Origin of the sequence: Streptomyces sp. NRRL S-118, assembly GCF_000716335.1 — a bacterium.
Classification (GTDB): Bacteria; Actinomycetota; Actinomycetes; order Streptomycetales; family Streptomycetaceae; genus Streptomyces.
In genome coordinates this window covers 262,292-276,495 of record NZ_KL591010.1, presented here as the reverse complement: position 1 = coordinate 276,495, position 14,204 = coordinate 262,292, and the positions used below count along the sequence as shown (strand labels likewise).

The window sequence follows — 14,204 nt, the reverse complement described above, 5'->3', positions numbered from 1 at the left end:
GACCCCGGGCAATCCCGCCGGGGGGAGACTCAGAGGTTGATTTGAGGTTCGGACGCGCCGGTCACGTCACGGGCGGTTGGTGTTGATCGCCGTCGGCGGTCCCGGCTGCGTCGAGGGCCGGGACGTGAACTGCTGGTCGCCGGACGGCACGGCGGGCGACGGCGCGGGCGGCAGGTTGCCGTTGGGCGCCGGCGGGCCGGACGGGCTGGCGGTCGCCTGCCCCGCCGCCTCGTTGGCGATGGCGTCGAAGTCCACCTTGCCGGTCTGCTCCAGCATCGTGATGTGGTCCAGCACCGTCTGGTTGGCGTCGGTCGCCAGCTGGCGTATCAGCGTGTTGCGGGTGGTGTGCCGCACCTGGGCGACGAGTGCGAAGACCTTGCCGTGCGCGTTGCGCAGCAGGTTGGCGAACTTCCGCTCGTACTCCTCGCCGCTCGCCGCGGACAGCTCCCGCAGCCAGCCCTGCTGCTGCTCCGACGGCTGGTTCGGCAGCTCCACGCCCAGCTTCGCGGCCACGTCCCGGGCCCGCTGGTCCAGGTCGGTGTGGCCGACCACGAGGTGGTCGCCCGCGTCCTTGATGGCCTGGCTCGGCGCCCGCTCGATCGCCTGCTGGCCGGCCGGCAGCTCCCACAGGCCCGCCAGCCGCACCTTCACCAGGAAGTCGCGGTCCGTGGCCGACAGCGGGCCCCACTGCGTGGCCACCGTCGACGCGTTGAGGTTGGCCTGGCCGGTGCCGGAGCGGTCGGCGTACGACCAGACCGGGAACGCCAGTGCGCCGACCGTGGCGACCAGCGCCGCGATGATGAGTGCCGTGCCGTTGATGCGTCGCAACAACAAGGTGGTGCCTCCCGAACAGAATGGCAGTACTGGGAGGTACGTATACCGGTACCGGAACGTTCAGTTCACCTGTACGGGAAAGTCGGAGACGACCGTGCAGGAGCCGGGGGCGATCTCCGTGAAGCCCGCGTCCCGCACCACCGGCAGCCCGCTCGCGGTGAGTTCGGCCCACCGGTCGGGGTGGGCGGTGCGCACGGCGAGCGGGAATCCGGCCTCCCGCCAGGCCGCGCGGTCCTCGTCCGTCATCGCCCACCACAGCAGCTGCGCACCGTGCCCGACCTGCGCCATCTCCTTGCCGGTGGACATGTGCAGATCCGGGTTGAGCCACAGCAGGGCCTGCCCGGGCCGGGTGTCGGGGACCTCGCCGGTGTCCTCCAGCTCCGTGCCGGAGACCTGGAGCTTGGCGAGCTCCTTGGGCCAGCCGTCCAGCGGTACCGGCGGGAAGACCCGTACCTCCGCGGTGCCACCGGTGACCGTGATGCCGGGCAGCTCCGCGGCCCGCCGCCACTCCGCGCCGCGCGCACGCCGCACCACCTTGCGGATCCGGGCGTCCTGCCAGTCGCGCACGGCCTGCGCCCACTCCCCGTCGCCGGTCGACCGGTCGTCGGTGAGCATCACCAGCACGGCGCGCGCGGCGGTCTCCAGCGCGTCGGTACGGGCCGGGGGTTCGGCGCGCTCGACGCGTACGACGAGGGGGAGGACGAACTGGGGGGCGTCAAGGCTGCTCACCAGGACAGTCTGCCAGCCCGCACGGAAGCCCTTCTTGGCGGAAGGGGGCGTTCCGGGACAGGATGCCCGTATGAAGAGCGATCTTTTCGCCTCCGGGAACATGGCACAGCAGGCGACGGTGCCCGGCATGACGCTGCAGAACGCCAAGTCGGTCAAGTACGCGGTCAACGGCGAGATGCACGCCCGTCAGGGCTCGATGATCGCCTTCCGCGGCAACCTGCGGTTCGAGCGCAAGGGGCAGGGCCTGGGCGGCATGCTCAAACGGGCCGTCACCGGCGAGGGTCTGCCGCTGATGGCCGTGCGCGGCCAGGGCGAGGCGTGGTTCGCGCACGAGGCGCAGAACTGCTTCATCGTCGACCTGGAGCCGGGGGACGCGCTCACCGTCAACGGCCGCAACGTGCTGTGCTTCGACGCGACGCTCGCGTACGAGATCACGACCGTGAAGGGGGCCGGCATGGCCGGCGGCGGTCTCTTCAACAGCGTCTTCAGCGGGCACGGCAAGCTCGCCGTGATATGCGAGGGCAACCCCGTCGTCATCCCCGTCACCACGCACCAGCCCGTGTACGTGGACACCGACGCGGTCGTCGGCTGGAGCGCCGCCCTCAGCACCTCGCTGCACCGCTCGCAGTCCCTCGGGTCGATGCTCCGCGGCGGTTCGGGCGAGGCGGTGCAGCTGATGCTCCAGGGCGAGGGATTCGTGATCGTCCGGCCGAGCGAGCTCACCGCTCAGAAGGGCGCGCAGAGCTGAACCTCCACGGGGTGGGCCGCCGTTACGGCGGCCCCGGCGGATCCTGGGCGCTGCGCGGTGTCGACCTGGAGCTGCCCCCGCGCACCCTGGTCCGCGTCGAAGGCGCCAACGGCAGCGGCAAGTCGACGCTGCTGCGGCTGATCGCCGGGATCGACGCCCCGACCGAGGGCCGCGTCACCGGCCGGCCGCGGCGTACGGCCTACGTCCCCGAACGCTTCCCGGCCGCCCTGCCGTTCACGGCCGCCGGCTACCTCGTGCACCTCGGGCGGGTCCAGGGACTGGGTCGGGCCGTGGCGGCGGCACGGGCCGCCGAGTGGCTGGACCGCTTCGGCGCCGCGCAGCACGCCCGTACCCCGCTGCACGAACTGTCCAAGGGGAGCAGCCAGAAGGTCGCCGTGGCGCAGGCCCTCCTCGCCGACCCCGGACTGCTGGTCCTGGACGAGGCGTGGACCGGCCTCGACACGGCGGCCCGTGCCGAGCTGGACCGCGCGGTGGGGGAGCGGGTCGCGGCGGGCGCGACGGTGGTCTTCGTCGACCACGACCCCCGCCGCCTCGCGGGCGCGGCCCACGCGGTGTACGCGGTGACCGGGACGCGCGTGCGGGCCGCCGCGCCGCCGGCGGACCGCACCGGCTCCACGGGCCCGGGCGGCGACGGGCGGCTGGTGCGGATCACGGCGTCCGGCGGCCGGCTGCCCGACGCGGGGCTGCCCGGGGCGCCCGCGCACACGGCGAGCACGGACGGGGGCGTGGCGTGCGTGACGTTCACCGTGGGCGCCGCGCACTCCGACGCGCTGCTGCGGGAGCTGCTGACGGCCCGCCCGCCCTGGCACATCCACGCGGTGGCCCCGGCCTCCGCCGACACCGGGAGCCCCGCGCGATGACCGCCCTCCTGCGCTACCACACCGCCCTGCTGCTGCGCTCGCAGCGCTGGCTGCCCCCGGTCCTGCTGTACGTGGTGTTCCTCGGCATCGGCGTGCGCTCCGGCGAGCCCGTCCTCGGCGCCCTCGGCTGGACGGCCGCGGGCCTGCTGCCGGCGACCGCCTGGCTGGTGCGCGTCTGCCTGAACCAGGAGCCCCCGGCCGCGCGCCACGTCACGGCCGCGGCGGCCGGCCGGGAGCGGGGCCACCTGGCCGCGATCGGGGCCGCCACGGTGTGCGCGGCCCTGCTGGGAGCCGCGGCAGTCGCGGCCGTGACCGCCCTCGGCGCTCCCGTGAACGCCGGCCGTGCGGTTCTGGTGCCCCGGCTGCCCGCCGCCCTCGCCGGACTCGTCACCGCGGCGGTGTGCGTCCTGCTCGGCACCGCCGTCGGCGCCCTGGGCACCCGGCCGCTGGTGCGCGCCCGGGCGTGGTCCATCGCCGTGATCGCCGTGGCCGCGCTGCTGGCCCTGGTCACCACCGGTTCGCCCGCGCGGCAGGCCGTCACCGCGCTGGTCACGGGGTCCCGCACCGGCAGCGTCGACCACCCCTGGACCGCGCTCGCGTGCGCCGCGGCCGTCGCGGCGGTGGCGGTCGCCCTCGCCTGCCGGCTCACGGCGCGGCGTGAGTGAGTAGGCTCGTACGCATGGACGATCCGTACTGCGACGCGACACCGGCGCCCGGGGCCGGCGCACCCGGGCGCAGGCCCGCCGAAGGCCCGCCGTACGCGGCCTGCGTCCTGTGCCAGGAGCCGACCGAGTACCCCGAGTCGACGAAGGGCATCACGCTGTGCCCGGTCTGCGAGTGGCGGGAGGCGGAGCGCACCGCCTGCTCCGGCTAGGGAGATGCCCCGCTGATCCGGCCTGACCGCCGGAACACCCTCCGGCGCGGGGCCGGCCTGCCCCGGCCGCTCACCCCGCCTGTGCGGACGGGTGCCCCGACGGCTGCCCCGACCGGGCCGGGGCCGGCCCGCCGCGGCCGCTCATCAGCTCGGAGACCTTGACGAAGCGGTAGCCCCGCCTGCGCAGCTCCGGGACGATCGTGCGGACGGCCTCCTCGGTGACCGGTGCCGCGCTGCGGGTGCAGTGCAGCACCACCAGTGAGCCGGGTTTCACGCCCGCGAGGACCTGCTCGGCGACGGCGCCGGCGTCGGTCGCGAAGGCGTCGCCGCTGACGACGTCCCACTGCACGGCCGTCACCTTCGCCGGCGCGAGCGCGCGCAGCGCCGCGTCGTCGTAGCAGCCGCCGGGGAAGCGGAAGTAGGGCACGACATTGCGCACGCCCGCCGCGCGGAACGCGTCGAAGGCGCGGCGCACGTCGGCCGCCATCGCCGGGCGGTCCAGGGCCGGCAGGCCGTAGCAGGGCGTGGTGAAGGCGTGGTGGCTGTAGGAGTGGTTGGCCACCTCGAAGCGCGGATCGCTGCCGATGGCCTTCGCCTGGTCGGGGTACTCCTCGGCCCAGCGGCCGGTCATGAAGATCGTCGCGTCGACCTCCAGCCGCTTCAGCGTGGCGATCAGGGCCGGGTTGTCGAACCGCTCGCCGCCCGCCGCCCGCGGTCCCTGGTCGGCCGTCATGTCGGCGTCGAAGGTGAGGGCGACGGTCTTGCCGCCCGAGGCGGGGCCCCGGGTGAAGACGGGGGTGAGACCACCGGGTCCGGGTGCCATCGTCGGCGGCTTCCGGGCGGGGGAGGGGTGCGCGGGGCGCGGCGACACGGTGGTCTTGCCGGGGGCGTGCGCGATGCCGGCACCGCCGCGCTCGCCGCCGCCGGGGCTCCCGGCGCCGCCGGCGCAGCCGGTCAGCGCGGCGGCGAGGACGGTCAGCAGCGACAGCTGCCGCGCGGCCCGTCTCCGCGTGGCATGGCGTACAGAAATGATCACATGGTGAAACTATATGAATATTTTGCGCCGGCGAGCGGGCGCATCCGTCCGGCGTAGCCGTGCCGTGGAACAGGCGCCGGCACGGGCACGGGCACGAGCGCCTGCCCCGGGCGGCAGGCGGGCCGTGACCGCCCGCCGCCCGGAGTCAGCGGGCCTCAGTGCCAGGGGCCGGTCACCGCGAAGGTCGTCCCCGGCGTGTAGCAGTTCACGTACATCGTCCCCCCGTCCGGGGAGAAGGTGACGCCCGCGAACTCGCCCCACTCCGGCTCGTCCTCCGTGCCGGTGTTCTGCGCGTTGCGCGCCACCGGGTACACCTCGCCGCGCTTGGTCAGTCCGTACACGTGCTGCGCGCCGTTGCCGTCCTCGCACACCATCAGCCTGCCGCCGGGCGCCAGGCAGATGTTGTCGGGGGACTCGCCGGGCAGCCGGATGTCGGAGCTCGGCCCGAACACGACGATCAGCGTCAGCCGGCGCCGCTGCGGCTCGTACCGCCACACCTGCCCGTAGTGGTCGGCCGCCGAGCCCTCCGCCGAGCGCGCGAAACTGGACACGAAGAAGACGGACCGGCCGTTCCAGTAGCAGCCCTCCAGCTTCTGGGCGTGCGTGATGCCCTTCGGCCCGAAGTCCTGGAGCCGGATGGGAGTCTGCCGGGCCTGCGGGTCGGGCACGGGCACCCACTCGACGCCCTCGAAGACCGCTCCGGTCTCCTGGACGGCGGAGAGGTCCGCCACGCCCGGCACCCGCATCGCCTCCAGCGCCCCGCCCGCCCGCAGCGAACCGGTGCCGCCGAGCGGCTTCTCGGGCAGGAAGCGGTAGAAGAGCCCGAACGGCCGCTGGAAGGCGTCCTCCGTCTCGTACACGATCCCGGTGCGCGGGTCGACGGCGACCGCCTCGTGCTGGAAGCGGCCCATCGCGGTCAGCGGTACGGCTCCGGTGCGGCGCGGGTCGACGGGGTCGACCTCGAAGACGAAGCCGTGGTCCTTGGCGTAGCCGTTGGTGCCGGCCTTGTCCTCGGTCTCCTCGCAGGTGAGCCAGGTGTTCCACGGGGTCGGTCCGCCCGCGCAGTTGACGGCGGTTCCGGCGACGCCGACCCGCTCGCCCAGGACCTCGTTGCGGCCGTCCAGTTCGAGAACCGTGCAGCCGCCCTTGCCGGCCGGGTCGTAGGTGAGGCCCTCGACGGCCGGTACCCCTATGCGGGCGGAGGGGCGGTTCTCGTGGTTCCGGACGAGGAGGACGCGGCCGCGCCGCCCGCGGAGGGCGCCCATGCCGTCGTGGTTGCTCGGTACTTCCCCCTCGTCGGACCGGAGCCGCAGCCCCTCCCGGGAGAGGACCTTGTAGCGGAAGCCCTCGGGCAGGTCGAGCAGACCGGCGGGGTCGGGCACCAGGGGGCCGTGACCGGCGTGGCCGCGTGCGGCGGCGGTCCCGGCGAAGAGTTCGGACAGTGCCCCGGTGAAGGCGATACCGGCGACGGAGGCGCCGGTACGGGCCAGGAGCTGACGTCGTGTCGCGGACATGAGGCAACTCGCTTCCTGCTGGGGAAACCCCGGCCCGAAGGGCATGGGGAGGACAGGAGACAGGAGATGTGACGTGACCCGCACGTGTGTATCACGCGGTGTGGTGACAGGTGAACCGTGCGGACGGTGCGGGCCACGTCGCCTCATGTGGCCGCCGGGCCACGAGGGATCCGGGACGGGTCAGGCGAGCCGGGCGGTGAGGGTGATCTCCGTGCCCGTGAGCGCCTGGCTGACCGGGCAGCCCGCCTTGGCGTCCTCGGCCGCCTTGACGAAGCCGGCCTCGTCCAGACCCGGCACCTCGCCCTCCACGGTGATGTGGATGCCGGTGATGCCCTTGCCGGGCTGGAAGGTCACGTCGGCCTGGGTGTTCAGCCGCGCCGGCGGGTTCCCGGCCTTGGTCAGGGAGCCGGAGAGGAACATCGAGAAGCAGCTGGAATGGGCGGCCGCGATGAGCTCCTCCGGGCTCGTCTTGCCGTTCGGCTCCTCGGCGCGCGCCGGCCACGAGACCGGGTAGCGGCCGATACCGGACGAGTCGAGGGACACGGTGCCCGTGCCCTCGGTGAGATTGCCTTCCCAGACGGTGTGCGCGTGACGCGTGGTGGCCATGCCGCATTCCCTTCGGACGGTGTACGACCCGGATGGGTACGGCACCCCAACCTACTGGTCGACCAGCCTCTTGGCGTCGCGCGCCAGCGCCGTGAGCCGTGAGATCGCCCGGAAGTACTTCTTCCGGTACCCGCCGTTCAGCATCTCGTCACTGAAGAGCCTGTCGAACGGCAGCCCGGAGGCGAGGACCGGCACCTCCCGGTCGTACAACCGGTCGGCGAGGACGACCAGCCGCAGCGCGGTCGACTGGTCGGGCACCGGCTCCACACCGGTCAGGCAGACCGCGGCCAGGCCGTCGGTCAGGGCGCCGTACCGGCTGGGGTGCACCCGGGCAAGGTGTTCCAGCAGGTCGGGGAACGCGTCCAGCGACGCGCCCGGCGTGGCGTGCGCCGCCCTGGTCACCTGCTCGGCGGGGTACGGCGGCGGGGCCTCGGGCAGCCCGCGGTGGCGGTAGTCCTCGCCGTCGATGCGCAGCGGGCGGAAATGGGCGGAAAGGCCCTGGATCTCGCGCAGGAAGTCCGCGGCGGCGAACCGGCCCTCGCCGAGCTTGCCCGGCAGCGTGTTGGAGGTGGCCGCCAGGGCGACGCCCGCGTCGACCAGCTTGCCCAGCAGGGTGGACACCAGCACCGTGTCGCCCGGGTCGTCCAGCTCGAACTCGTCGATGCACAGCAGCCGGTGGCCGCTCAGCGTGGCGACGGTCTGCTGGAAGCCGAGCGCGCCGACCAGGTTGGTCAGCTCGACGAACGTGCCGAACGCCTTGAGCGCCGGCTCGGCCGGAGTGGCGTGCCACAGCGACGCGAGCAGGTGCGTCTTGCCCACGCCGTACCCGCCGTCCAGGTACACCCCGCGCGGCGCGGCCGGGGCGGCCGGCTTCTTCGCGAACCAGCGGCGCCGGCCGGAGCCGGTCGCGTGCGCGCCGCCCAGCCCGGACGCGAACGTGCTCAGCACCTTGACCGCCTCGGTCTGGCTGGGCTGGTTCGGGTCGGGGATGTACGTGTCGAAGCGCACCGCGTCGAAGCGCGGCGGCGGCACCATCTCGGCGACCAGCCGCTCGGCGGGGACGTGCGGCTCACGGGCGCACAGGGACAGCGGGACCGCTTCGGTCGTCATGGCGCGGGAGGCAGTGGTGGACACGTTTCCCACTGTAAGGGCCGTGTCAGACTGCACGGCATGCGACGCCTGTTCCCTGTGACCGACCAGACATCCGCGGCAGCCGGGCCCCGCGAGTGGTCCCTCGACGAGCTGGCCGAGGCCTACGCGTACCCGGAGCCGTCCCCCGGCGCGGATCCGGCCGCCCCGGCCGGGGCCTGGCTGCGCGCCAACATGGTGTCCTCCCTGGACGGGGCCGCCCAGCACGACGGGCGCTCCGAGCCCATCTCGTCCGGGACGGACATGCGCATCTTCGGCACCCTGCGGGCGCTGGCCGACGTCGTGGTCGTCGGCGCCGAGACGGTCCGCATGGAGGGCTATCGCCCGGCCCGCGCGCGGGAGGCCTTCGCGGCGCGGCGGCAGGCGGCCGGACAGGGCCCCGCGCCCGCGATCGCGGTCGTCAGCGCCTCGCTGGACCTGGACTTCTCGCTGCCGCTGTTCACCGAGCCGCTGGTGCCGACGCTGCTGCTCACGGGAGCCGCCGCGCCGCCGGAGCGGGTGCGCGAGGCCGAGCGGGCGGGCGCCGAGGTGGTCGTCGCGGGCGACGGGCCGGGCGTGGAGCCGGCCCGGGCGGTGCGGGCGCTGGCCGCGCGCGGGCTGACCCGCCAGCTGACCGAGGGCGGACCGCGGCTGCTCGGGCAGCTGGTGGCGGCCGGGGTGCTCGACGAGCTGTGCCTGACGGTCTCGCCGCTGCTCACGGCGGGCGGGGCCCAGCGGATCGCGGGCGGGCCGTCCCTCGAGGTGCCGGAGCGGTACGCGCTCGCGTCGATCCTGGAGGAGGACGGGTTCCTCTTCACCCGGTACCGGCGGGCCTGACCCGGGCGCCGCCCGACCGGCCGGGGCACGGACACGACCGGTCCGGGCAATAAGCGGAATAAGTCGTTCCGCTTCACTTCCGCTGGGCAGACTTATCTCGCAGTCCCCGTGCGGGCACGGGGAAGGATGGTTTCCGCAGAAGGGCTTTTGAGGTGTTCACAAGCGTTCTCATGATCGAGAAGCCCCTGTCCCGGGTCGACGTGGAATTCGTCACCACTCTCCACGGGGACGAGGAGATCTCGTTCATCGTGCTCATGCAGCCCCGCGGCGACCAGTCCGCCGTCCTGCTGCGCGCCATCGACGACGTCGCCATCGGCGAGATCAAGGAAGCCGTCCACGAAGGCGAGGAGCCGGAGGGCCGGGCGGCGAGACCGCCCGCCCAGGCTGCCCTGGAGCACTCCCTGCAGGCCCTGCGCGACGCCGGCTGCCAGGCCGTGGGCCAGGTCGTCGAGGACCACCCGCTGGACAAGCTGAGGGCCGTCGTGGAGGAGGCCCGGGCGGACGAGGTCATCGTGCTCACGGCACCCCACTACGTGGAGGAGTTCTTCCACCGCGACTGGGCCTCCCGGGCCCGCCACAAGGTCGGCGTACCGGTGCTCAAGCTCTTCGCGCACAACGACGAGGCCGGGACCGAATAGGCTGGGGCCGCTCACGTACGTCACACCCCGGGGAGACACACGCATGGCACCCGCCATCCCTGCTGCCATGGAACGGCCGCACTTCATCGGCATCGGCGGCGCCGGTATGTCGGGCATCGCGAAGATCCTCGCCCAGCGCGGCGCCAAGGTCGCCGGCAGTGACGCGCGCGACTCGGAGACCGCCGCCGCCCTGCGCGCCCTCGGCGCCACCGTCCACATCGGGCACGCCGCCGCGCACCTCGCCGACGACACCACCTGCGTCGTGGTCTCCAGCGCCATCCGCGCGGACAACCCCGAGCTGGCCCGCGCCACCGAGCTGTCGGTCCCCGTGGTCCACCGCTCCGACGCGCTGGCCGCGCTCATGACCGGCCTGCGCTCCATCGCCGTGGCCGGCACGCACGGCAAGACGACCACCACGTCGATGCTCGCCGTCGCCCTCACCGAGCTCGGTCTCGACCCGTCGTACGCCATCGGCGGCGACCTGGCCGGGCCCGGCACCAACGCCCGCCACGGCGAGGGCGACCTCTTCGTCGCCGAGGCCGACGAGAGCGACCGCAGCTTCCAGAAGTACGACCCCGAGGTCGCGATCGTCCTCAACGTCGAGCTGGACCACCACGCGAACTACGCCTCCATGGACGAGATCTACGAGTCCTTCGAGGCCTTCGTCGCCAGGATCCGGCCCGGCGGCACGCTGGTCGTCGGCGAGCACGCGGGCGCCCGGGAGCTCGCGGGCCGCGTCTCGGGCCGTCCGGACCTGCACGTGGTCACCGTCGGCGAGGCGGAGACGTCCGACGTGTGGATCCGCAGGATCACGCCCAAGGGCATGACGAGCGAGGTGAGCGTCGTCCTCGACGGCGCCGAGCACACCTTCACCGTCTCCGTGCCCGGCCGCCACTACGCGCACAACGCCGCCGCGGCGCTCGCCGCCGGCGCCCGCACCGGCATCGACCCGGCCGCGCTGGCCCGGGCCCTCACCGCGTACACCGGGGTGGGCCGCCGCCTCCAGCTCAAGGGCGAGGCCGCGGGCGTGCAGGTCATCGACTCGTACGCGCACCACCCCACCGAGATGACCGCCGACCTCGAGGCGATGCGCTCCGCCGCCGGCTCCGCCCGCCTGCTGGTGGTCTTCCAGCCGCACCTCTTCTCCCGCACCCAGGAGCTCGGCGCCGAGATGGGCCGGGCGCTCGCCCTGGCGGACTCCTCCGTGGTGCTGGACATCTACCCGGCCCGCGAGGACCCGATCCCCGGCGTCACCAGCGCCCTGATCATCGACGCCGCCCGGGCGGCGGGCGCCGACGTCACCCCGGTCTCCGACAAGGACGCCGTCGCCGGCGTCGTCGCGGGAATGGCGCGGCCCGGCGATCTCGTTCTCACGATGGGCGCGGGTGACGTCACGGACCTCGGACCGGAGATCCTCGCCCGCCTGTCGAACTGAGGAGACCCCATGCCGTACGACGTCGAGAAGCCGGACGAGCAGTGGCGGGCGGAGCTGTCCCCCGAGGAGTACCACGTCCTGCGCGAGGCCGGCACCGAGCCCGCCTTCACCGGTGAGTACACCGACACCAAGACCAAGGGTGTCTACTCCTGCCGCGCCTGCGGTGCCGAACTGTTCACCTCCGAGACCAAGTTCGCGTCGCACTGCGGCTGGCCGTCCTTCTACGACCCGAAGGACAGCGACGCCGTCGAACTGATCGAGGACCGGTCGTACGGCATGGTCCGCACCGAGGTGCGCTGCGCCCGCTGCGGCTCGCACCTCGGCCATGTCTTCGAGGGCGAGGGCTACCCGACCCCGACGGACCAGCGGTACTGCATCAACTCCGTCTCGCTCCGGCTGGAGCCGGCCGGCGAGCAGGGCTAGGGCCCGCCTTCCGGATCCTGCCGGGCTCGTGGCCCGATCCGGGCGAAAGCCCCGGGGGACCCGGGCAGGGGCCGGCCGGAGCCGGCCCCGCGCAGCCCTCACGCGGGCTGCAGCAGGTCCCAGCGGTTGCCGTACAGGTCCTCGAAGACCGCGACCGTCCCGTACGGCTCGTGGCGGGGCTCCTCCAGGAAGCGCACGCCCGCCGCGCTCATCCGGGCGTGGTCGCCCGCGAAGTCCCCGGTGTGCAGGAAGAAGCCGACGCGCCCGCCGGTCTGGGCCCCCACGCTCGCCTCCTGCCGCCCGTCGGCGGCGCGTGCCAGGAGCAGCGCCGTACCGGCGCCCGCGCCGCGCGGCCGGACGACGACCCAGCGGCCGCCGTCCTCCCGCGGACTGTCCTCCACCAGCTCGAAACCGAGCGCGCCGGTGTAGAAGGCGATGGCTTCGTCGTAGTCACGGACGACCAGGGTGATCAGGGCGATGTAGGGCATGAGCGCCACGTTATACGTATGATGAGAGAGCGTCCAAGCACCTGGGAACAATGCCGTCCATGGACCCGCAGCAGCTCACCCGGCTCACCGCCCGCGCCCGCCGCCTCGCCGTGCCCGGCGGCCGCCGCATCCTCGGCATCGCCGGCGCCCCCGGAGCGGGCAAGTCCACACTCGCGGAGCGCCTGGTCGAGGACCTGCGGGGGATCGCCGTCCTCGTCCCCATGGACGGCTTCCACCTCGCCGGGGCCGAACTGCGCCGCCTCGGCCGCGCCGGCCGCAAGGGCGCGCCCGACACCTTCGACACCGCCGGGTACACGGCACTGCTCACCCGGCTGCGCACCCCCGAACCGGGCACGACCGTCTACGCGCCCGCCTTCGACCGCACGCTGGAGGAGCCCGTCGCCGGCAGCATCCCCGTCGCCCCGGACGTCCCGCTCGTCATCACCGAGGGCAACTACCTGCTGTACGACGACGGCGAGGGCCCCTGGGCACGCGTCGCCCCACTCCTGGACGAGGTGTGGTTCCTCGAACTCGACGACCGCCGGCGGCTCCACCGCCTGATCGACCGTCACGTCCGCTTCGGCAAGGACCGCGAGCACGCCGAGCGGTGGGTGCACGGGTCGGACGAGCCCAACGCCCGCCTCGTCGCCCCCGGGCGCGACCGCGCGGACCTGGTCGTCCGGATGCCCTGACCGTGCACCGGCCGCCCGGCCTCCGTCCTGTTCCGCGATTCCGGCGCCCTGTCGGAGCCCACCGGAGCCCCGGTTCCGGCGCCGCGGTTCCGGCCGGCTCGCGCGTCCCGGTTGCGCGGCCTGGCGTCCGCCGCGGAGGATGACCGGGGTCGAGGAGCCGAGGAGGCAGCACCGCATGTCCAGCACACCGGCGGCGTCCGGCACCCCCGCGGTGGCCCCCGCGCCCTTCACCGCCGACGACTACCGCGCCCGCATGGTCCGTGCCGCCGAGGCGGCGGGCGAGGCCGGGCTCGCGGGGCTGCTCGTCGCGCCCGGGCCCGACCTGGTGTACTTCACCGGGTACCGCGTCCCCGCCGACACCGAGCGGCTCACGCTCCTGGTCCTCACGCCCGGCCGCGACCCGGTGCTCGTCGTACCGGCGCTGGAGGCGCCCGACGCCGCGCGGGCCGCCGGGGCCGCCGCGCTCACCCTGCGGGACTGGACCGACGGCACCGACCCGTACGCCGTCACCGCCCCGCTCCTCGACGCCCGGGGCCGCTTCGGTGTGAGCGACAACGCCTGGGCGATGCACCTGCTCGGGCTGCAGCGGCAGTTGCCGGACAGCGCGTACACCGCGCTCACCGAGGCCCTGCCCATGCTGCGCGCCGTCAAGGACGCGCGGGAAGTGGAGCGCCTGGCGGCGGCCGGCGCGGCCGCCGACGCCGCGTACCGCGAGATCCTCCGGGTGCGCTTCGCCGGGCGCAAGGAGACCGACATCGCCGCGGACCTGGCCGCACTGCTGCTGGGCTTCGGGCACTCCCAGGTGGACTTCACCGTCGTCGGCTCGGGCCCCAACGGCGCCAACCCGCACCACGAGGCGGGCGACCGCACCATCGCCCACGGCGACATGGTCGTCCTCGATTTCGGCGGCCTGAAGCACGGGTACGGCTCCGACACCACCCGTACCGTCCACGTCGGCGAGCCGACGGCCGAGGAGCGCCGCGTCCACGACGTCGTACGCGAGGCGCAGCGTGCCGGCGTCGCCGCGGTCCGGCCGGGCGCGACCTGCCAGGAGGTGGACCGGGCCGCCCGTTCGGTGATCACCGACGCCGGGTACGGCGAGTACTTCATCCACCGCACGGGCCACGGCATCGGCGTCACCACGCACGAGCCCCCGTACATGATCGAGGGGGAGGAGCAGCCGCTCGTGCCCGGCATGTGCTTCTCCGTCGAGCCCGGGATCTACCTCCCGGGCCGTTTCGGCGTGCGCATCGAGGACATCGTCACGGTCACCGGGGACGGCGTCCGCCGCTTCAACACCACCCCGCGCGAGCTCGCCCTCGTCGACTAGATGAAGGAGTC

At 74.0% G+C, this 14,204-nt stretch carries 17 protein-coding genes; 10 read left to right on the top strand and 7 right to left on the bottom strand.

Annotation, left to right across the window (positions count from 1 at the left end; genetic code table 11):
• Positions 1 to 66 precede the first annotated feature (66 nt).
• On the bottom strand, positions 67 to 828 hold the full coding sequence (locus IH00_RS0119570; protein ID WP_199819778.1) for a DUF4142 domain-containing protein: 762 nt from the start codon (positions 826 to 828) through the stop codon (positions 67 to 69).
• A 66-nt stretch (positions 829 to 894) separates the two neighbouring features.
• Positions 895 to 1,692 (bottom strand): peptidyl-tRNA hydrolase, encoded by a 798-nt coding sequence (locus IH00_RS0119565; RefSeq protein WP_199819777.1) that lies wholly within the window; start codon positions 1,690 to 1,692, stop codon positions 895 to 897.
• Between IH00_RS0119565 and IH00_RS0119555 the strand changes: the two genes are divergently transcribed.
• Genes IH00_RS0119555 through IH00_RS0119540 form a run of 4 tightly spaced genes read left to right on the top strand, consistent with a single transcriptional unit; the run spans position 1,634 to position 4,066 of the window.
• Positions 1,634 to 2,311 carry an AIM24 family protein gene (locus IH00_RS0119555; protein WP_031075314.1) on the top strand — a complete coding sequence of 226 codons (678 nt, stop codon included), beginning with the start codon at positions 1,634 to 1,636 and terminating at the stop codon, positions 2,309 to 2,311. The genes IH00_RS0119565 and IH00_RS0119555 overlap by 59 nt on opposite strands.
• Entirely contained in the window at positions 2,308 to 3,192 is an 885-nt protein-coding gene (locus IH00_RS0119550) for an ABC transporter ATP-binding protein (RefSeq protein ID WP_078887853.1), read from the top strand. The genes IH00_RS0119555 and IH00_RS0119550 overlap by 4 nt, the downstream gene beginning before the upstream one ends.
• Positions 3,189 to 3,857 (top strand): hypothetical protein, encoded by a 669-nt coding sequence (locus IH00_RS0119545; RefSeq protein WP_031075310.1) that lies wholly within the window; start codon positions 3,189 to 3,191, stop codon positions 3,855 to 3,857. Before IH00_RS0119550 ends, IH00_RS0119545 begins: the two co-directional genes overlap by 4 nt.
• A 14-nt stretch (positions 3,858 to 3,871) precedes the next feature.
• Positions 3,872 to 4,066 (top strand): hypothetical protein, encoded by a 195-nt coding sequence (locus tag IH00_RS0119540; protein WP_031075309.1) that lies wholly within the window; start codon positions 3,872 to 3,874, stop codon positions 4,064 to 4,066.
• Between the two features lie 70 nt (positions 4,067 to 4,136).
• Here the strand turns inward: IH00_RS0119540 and IH00_RS0119535 are convergent, their stop codons facing one another.
• The 4 genes from IH00_RS0119535 to zapE all read right to left on the bottom strand — a co-directional run bounded on the left by IH00_RS0119535 (position 4,137) and on the right by zapE (position 8,332).
• Positions 4,137 to 5,054: a polysaccharide deacetylase family protein gene (locus IH00_RS0119535; protein ID WP_078887852.1), complete on the bottom strand. Its 918-nt coding sequence runs from the start codon at positions 5,052 to 5,054 to the stop codon at positions 4,137 to 4,139.
• A 203-nt stretch (positions 5,055 to 5,257) separates the two neighbouring features.
• On the bottom strand, positions 5,258 to 6,616 hold the full coding sequence (locus IH00_RS0119530) for an alkaline phosphatase PhoX (protein WP_031075306.1): 1,359 nt from the start codon (positions 6,614 to 6,616) through the stop codon (positions 5,258 to 5,260).
• Positions 6,617 to 6,796: 180 nt separating this feature from the next.
• Complete coding sequence (locus IH00_RS0119525) at positions 6,797 to 7,222, bottom strand: OsmC family protein (RefSeq protein ID WP_031075304.1); 426 nt, start codon at positions 7,220 to 7,222, stop codon at positions 6,797 to 6,799.
• A gap of 51 nt (positions 7,223 to 7,273) precedes the next feature.
• Positions 7,274 to 8,332 (bottom strand): cell division protein ZapE, encoded by a 1,059-nt coding sequence (gene zapE, locus IH00_RS0119520; protein WP_031075302.1) that lies wholly within the window; start codon positions 8,330 to 8,332, stop codon positions 7,274 to 7,276.
• Between the two features lie 60 nt (positions 8,333 to 8,392).
• Between zapE and IH00_RS0119515 the strand changes: the two genes are divergently transcribed.
• The 4 genes from IH00_RS0119515 to msrB all read left to right on the top strand — a co-directional run bounded on the left by IH00_RS0119515 (position 8,393) and on the right by msrB (position 11,683).
• On the top strand, positions 8,393 to 9,187 hold the full coding sequence (locus IH00_RS0119515; protein ID WP_031075300.1) for a pyrimidine reductase family protein: 795 nt from the start codon (positions 8,393 to 8,395) through the stop codon (positions 9,185 to 9,187).
• Positions 9,188 to 9,339: 152 nt separating this feature from the next.
• Positions 9,340 to 9,825: a hypothetical protein gene (locus IH00_RS0119510; RefSeq protein ID WP_031075299.1), complete on the top strand. Its 486-nt coding sequence runs from the start codon at positions 9,340 to 9,342 to the stop codon at positions 9,823 to 9,825.
• A 43-nt stretch (positions 9,826 to 9,868) separates the two neighbouring features.
• Positions 9,869 to 11,260, top strand: coding sequence for a UDP-N-acetylmuramate--L-alanine ligase (murC, locus tag IH00_RS0119505; RefSeq protein WP_031075298.1), 1,392 nt, complete (start codon positions 9,869 to 9,871; stop codon positions 11,258 to 11,260).
• A 9-nt stretch (positions 11,261 to 11,269) separates the two neighbouring features.
• Positions 11,270 to 11,683, top strand: a complete 414-nt coding sequence (msrB, locus tag IH00_RS0119500) for a peptide-methionine (R)-S-oxide reductase MsrB (RefSeq protein WP_031075297.1) — start codon at positions 11,270 to 11,272, stop codon at positions 11,681 to 11,683.
• A 98-nt stretch (positions 11,684 to 11,781) separates the two neighbouring features.
• Here the strand turns inward: msrB and IH00_RS0119495 are convergent, their stop codons facing one another.
• Positions 11,782 to 12,171 carry a VOC family protein gene (locus IH00_RS0119495; protein ID WP_031075296.1) on the bottom strand — a complete coding sequence of 130 codons (390 nt, stop codon included), beginning with the start codon at positions 12,169 to 12,171 and terminating at the stop codon, positions 11,782 to 11,784.
• Between the two features lie 59 nt (positions 12,172 to 12,230).
• Here IH00_RS0119495 and IH00_RS0119490 point away from each other — a divergent pair, with 59 nt between their 5' ends.
• The gene (locus tag IH00_RS0119490) at positions 12,231 to 12,863 is read left to right on the top strand and encodes a nucleoside/nucleotide kinase family protein (protein WP_031075295.1); all 633 of its coding nucleotides are present in this window, start codon (positions 12,231 to 12,233) and stop codon (positions 12,861 to 12,863) included.
• Positions 12,864 to 13,038: 175 nt separating this feature from the next.
• Positions 13,039 to 14,193, top strand: coding sequence for an aminopeptidase P family protein (locus IH00_RS0119485; RefSeq protein WP_031075293.1), 1,155 nt, complete (start codon positions 13,039 to 13,041; stop codon positions 14,191 to 14,193).
• The last annotated feature ends 11 nt before the right edge of the window (positions 14,194 to 14,204 follow it).

Bases quoted from the DNA above. Each gene is read 5' to 3' on its own strand.
- IH00_RS0119555 (WP_031075314.1), top strand. From the start codon at position 1,634: ATGAAGAGCGATCTTTTCGCCTCCGGGAACATGGCACAGCAGGCGACG.
- IH00_RS0119565 (WP_199819777.1), bottom strand. From the start codon at position 1,692: ATGCCGGGCACCGTCGCCTGCTGTGCCATGTTCCCGGAGGCGAAAAGA.
- IH00_RS0119545 (WP_031075310.1), top strand. From the start codon at position 3,189: ATGACCGCCCTCCTGCGCTACCACACCGCCCTGCTGCTGCGCTCGCAG.
- IH00_RS0119540 (WP_031075309.1), top strand. From the start codon at position 3,872: ATGGACGATCCGTACTGCGACGCGACACCGGCGCCCGGGGCCGGCGCA.
- IH00_RS0119530 (WP_031075306.1), bottom strand. From the start codon at position 6,616: ATGTCCGCGACACGACGTCAGCTCCTGGCCCGTACCGGCGCCTCCGTC.
- IH00_RS0119525 (WP_031075304.1), bottom strand. From the start codon at position 7,222: ATGGCCACCACGCGTCACGCGCACACCGTCTGGGAAGGCAATCTCACC.
- zapE (WP_031075302.1), bottom strand. From the start codon at position 8,332: ATGACGACCGAAGCGGTCCCGCTGTCCCTGTGCGCCCGTGAGCCGCAC.
- IH00_RS0119515 (WP_031075300.1), top strand. From the start codon at position 8,393: ATGCGACGCCTGTTCCCTGTGACCGACCAGACATCCGCGGCAGCCGGG.
- murC (WP_031075298.1), top strand. From the start codon at position 9,869: ATGGCACCCGCCATCCCTGCTGCCATGGAACGGCCGCACTTCATCGGC.
- msrB (WP_031075297.1), top strand. From the start codon at position 11,270: ATGCCGTACGACGTCGAGAAGCCGGACGAGCAGTGGCGGGCGGAGCTG.
- IH00_RS0119495 (WP_031075296.1), bottom strand. From the start codon at position 12,171: ATGCCCTACATCGCCCTGATCACCCTGGTCGTCCGTGACTACGACGAA.
- IH00_RS0119490 (WP_031075295.1), top strand. From the start codon at position 12,231: ATGGACCCGCAGCAGCTCACCCGGCTCACCGCCCGCGCCCGCCGCCTC.
- IH00_RS0119485 (WP_031075293.1), top strand. From the start codon at position 13,039: ATGTCCAGCACACCGGCGGCGTCCGGCACCCCCGCGGTGGCCCCCGCG.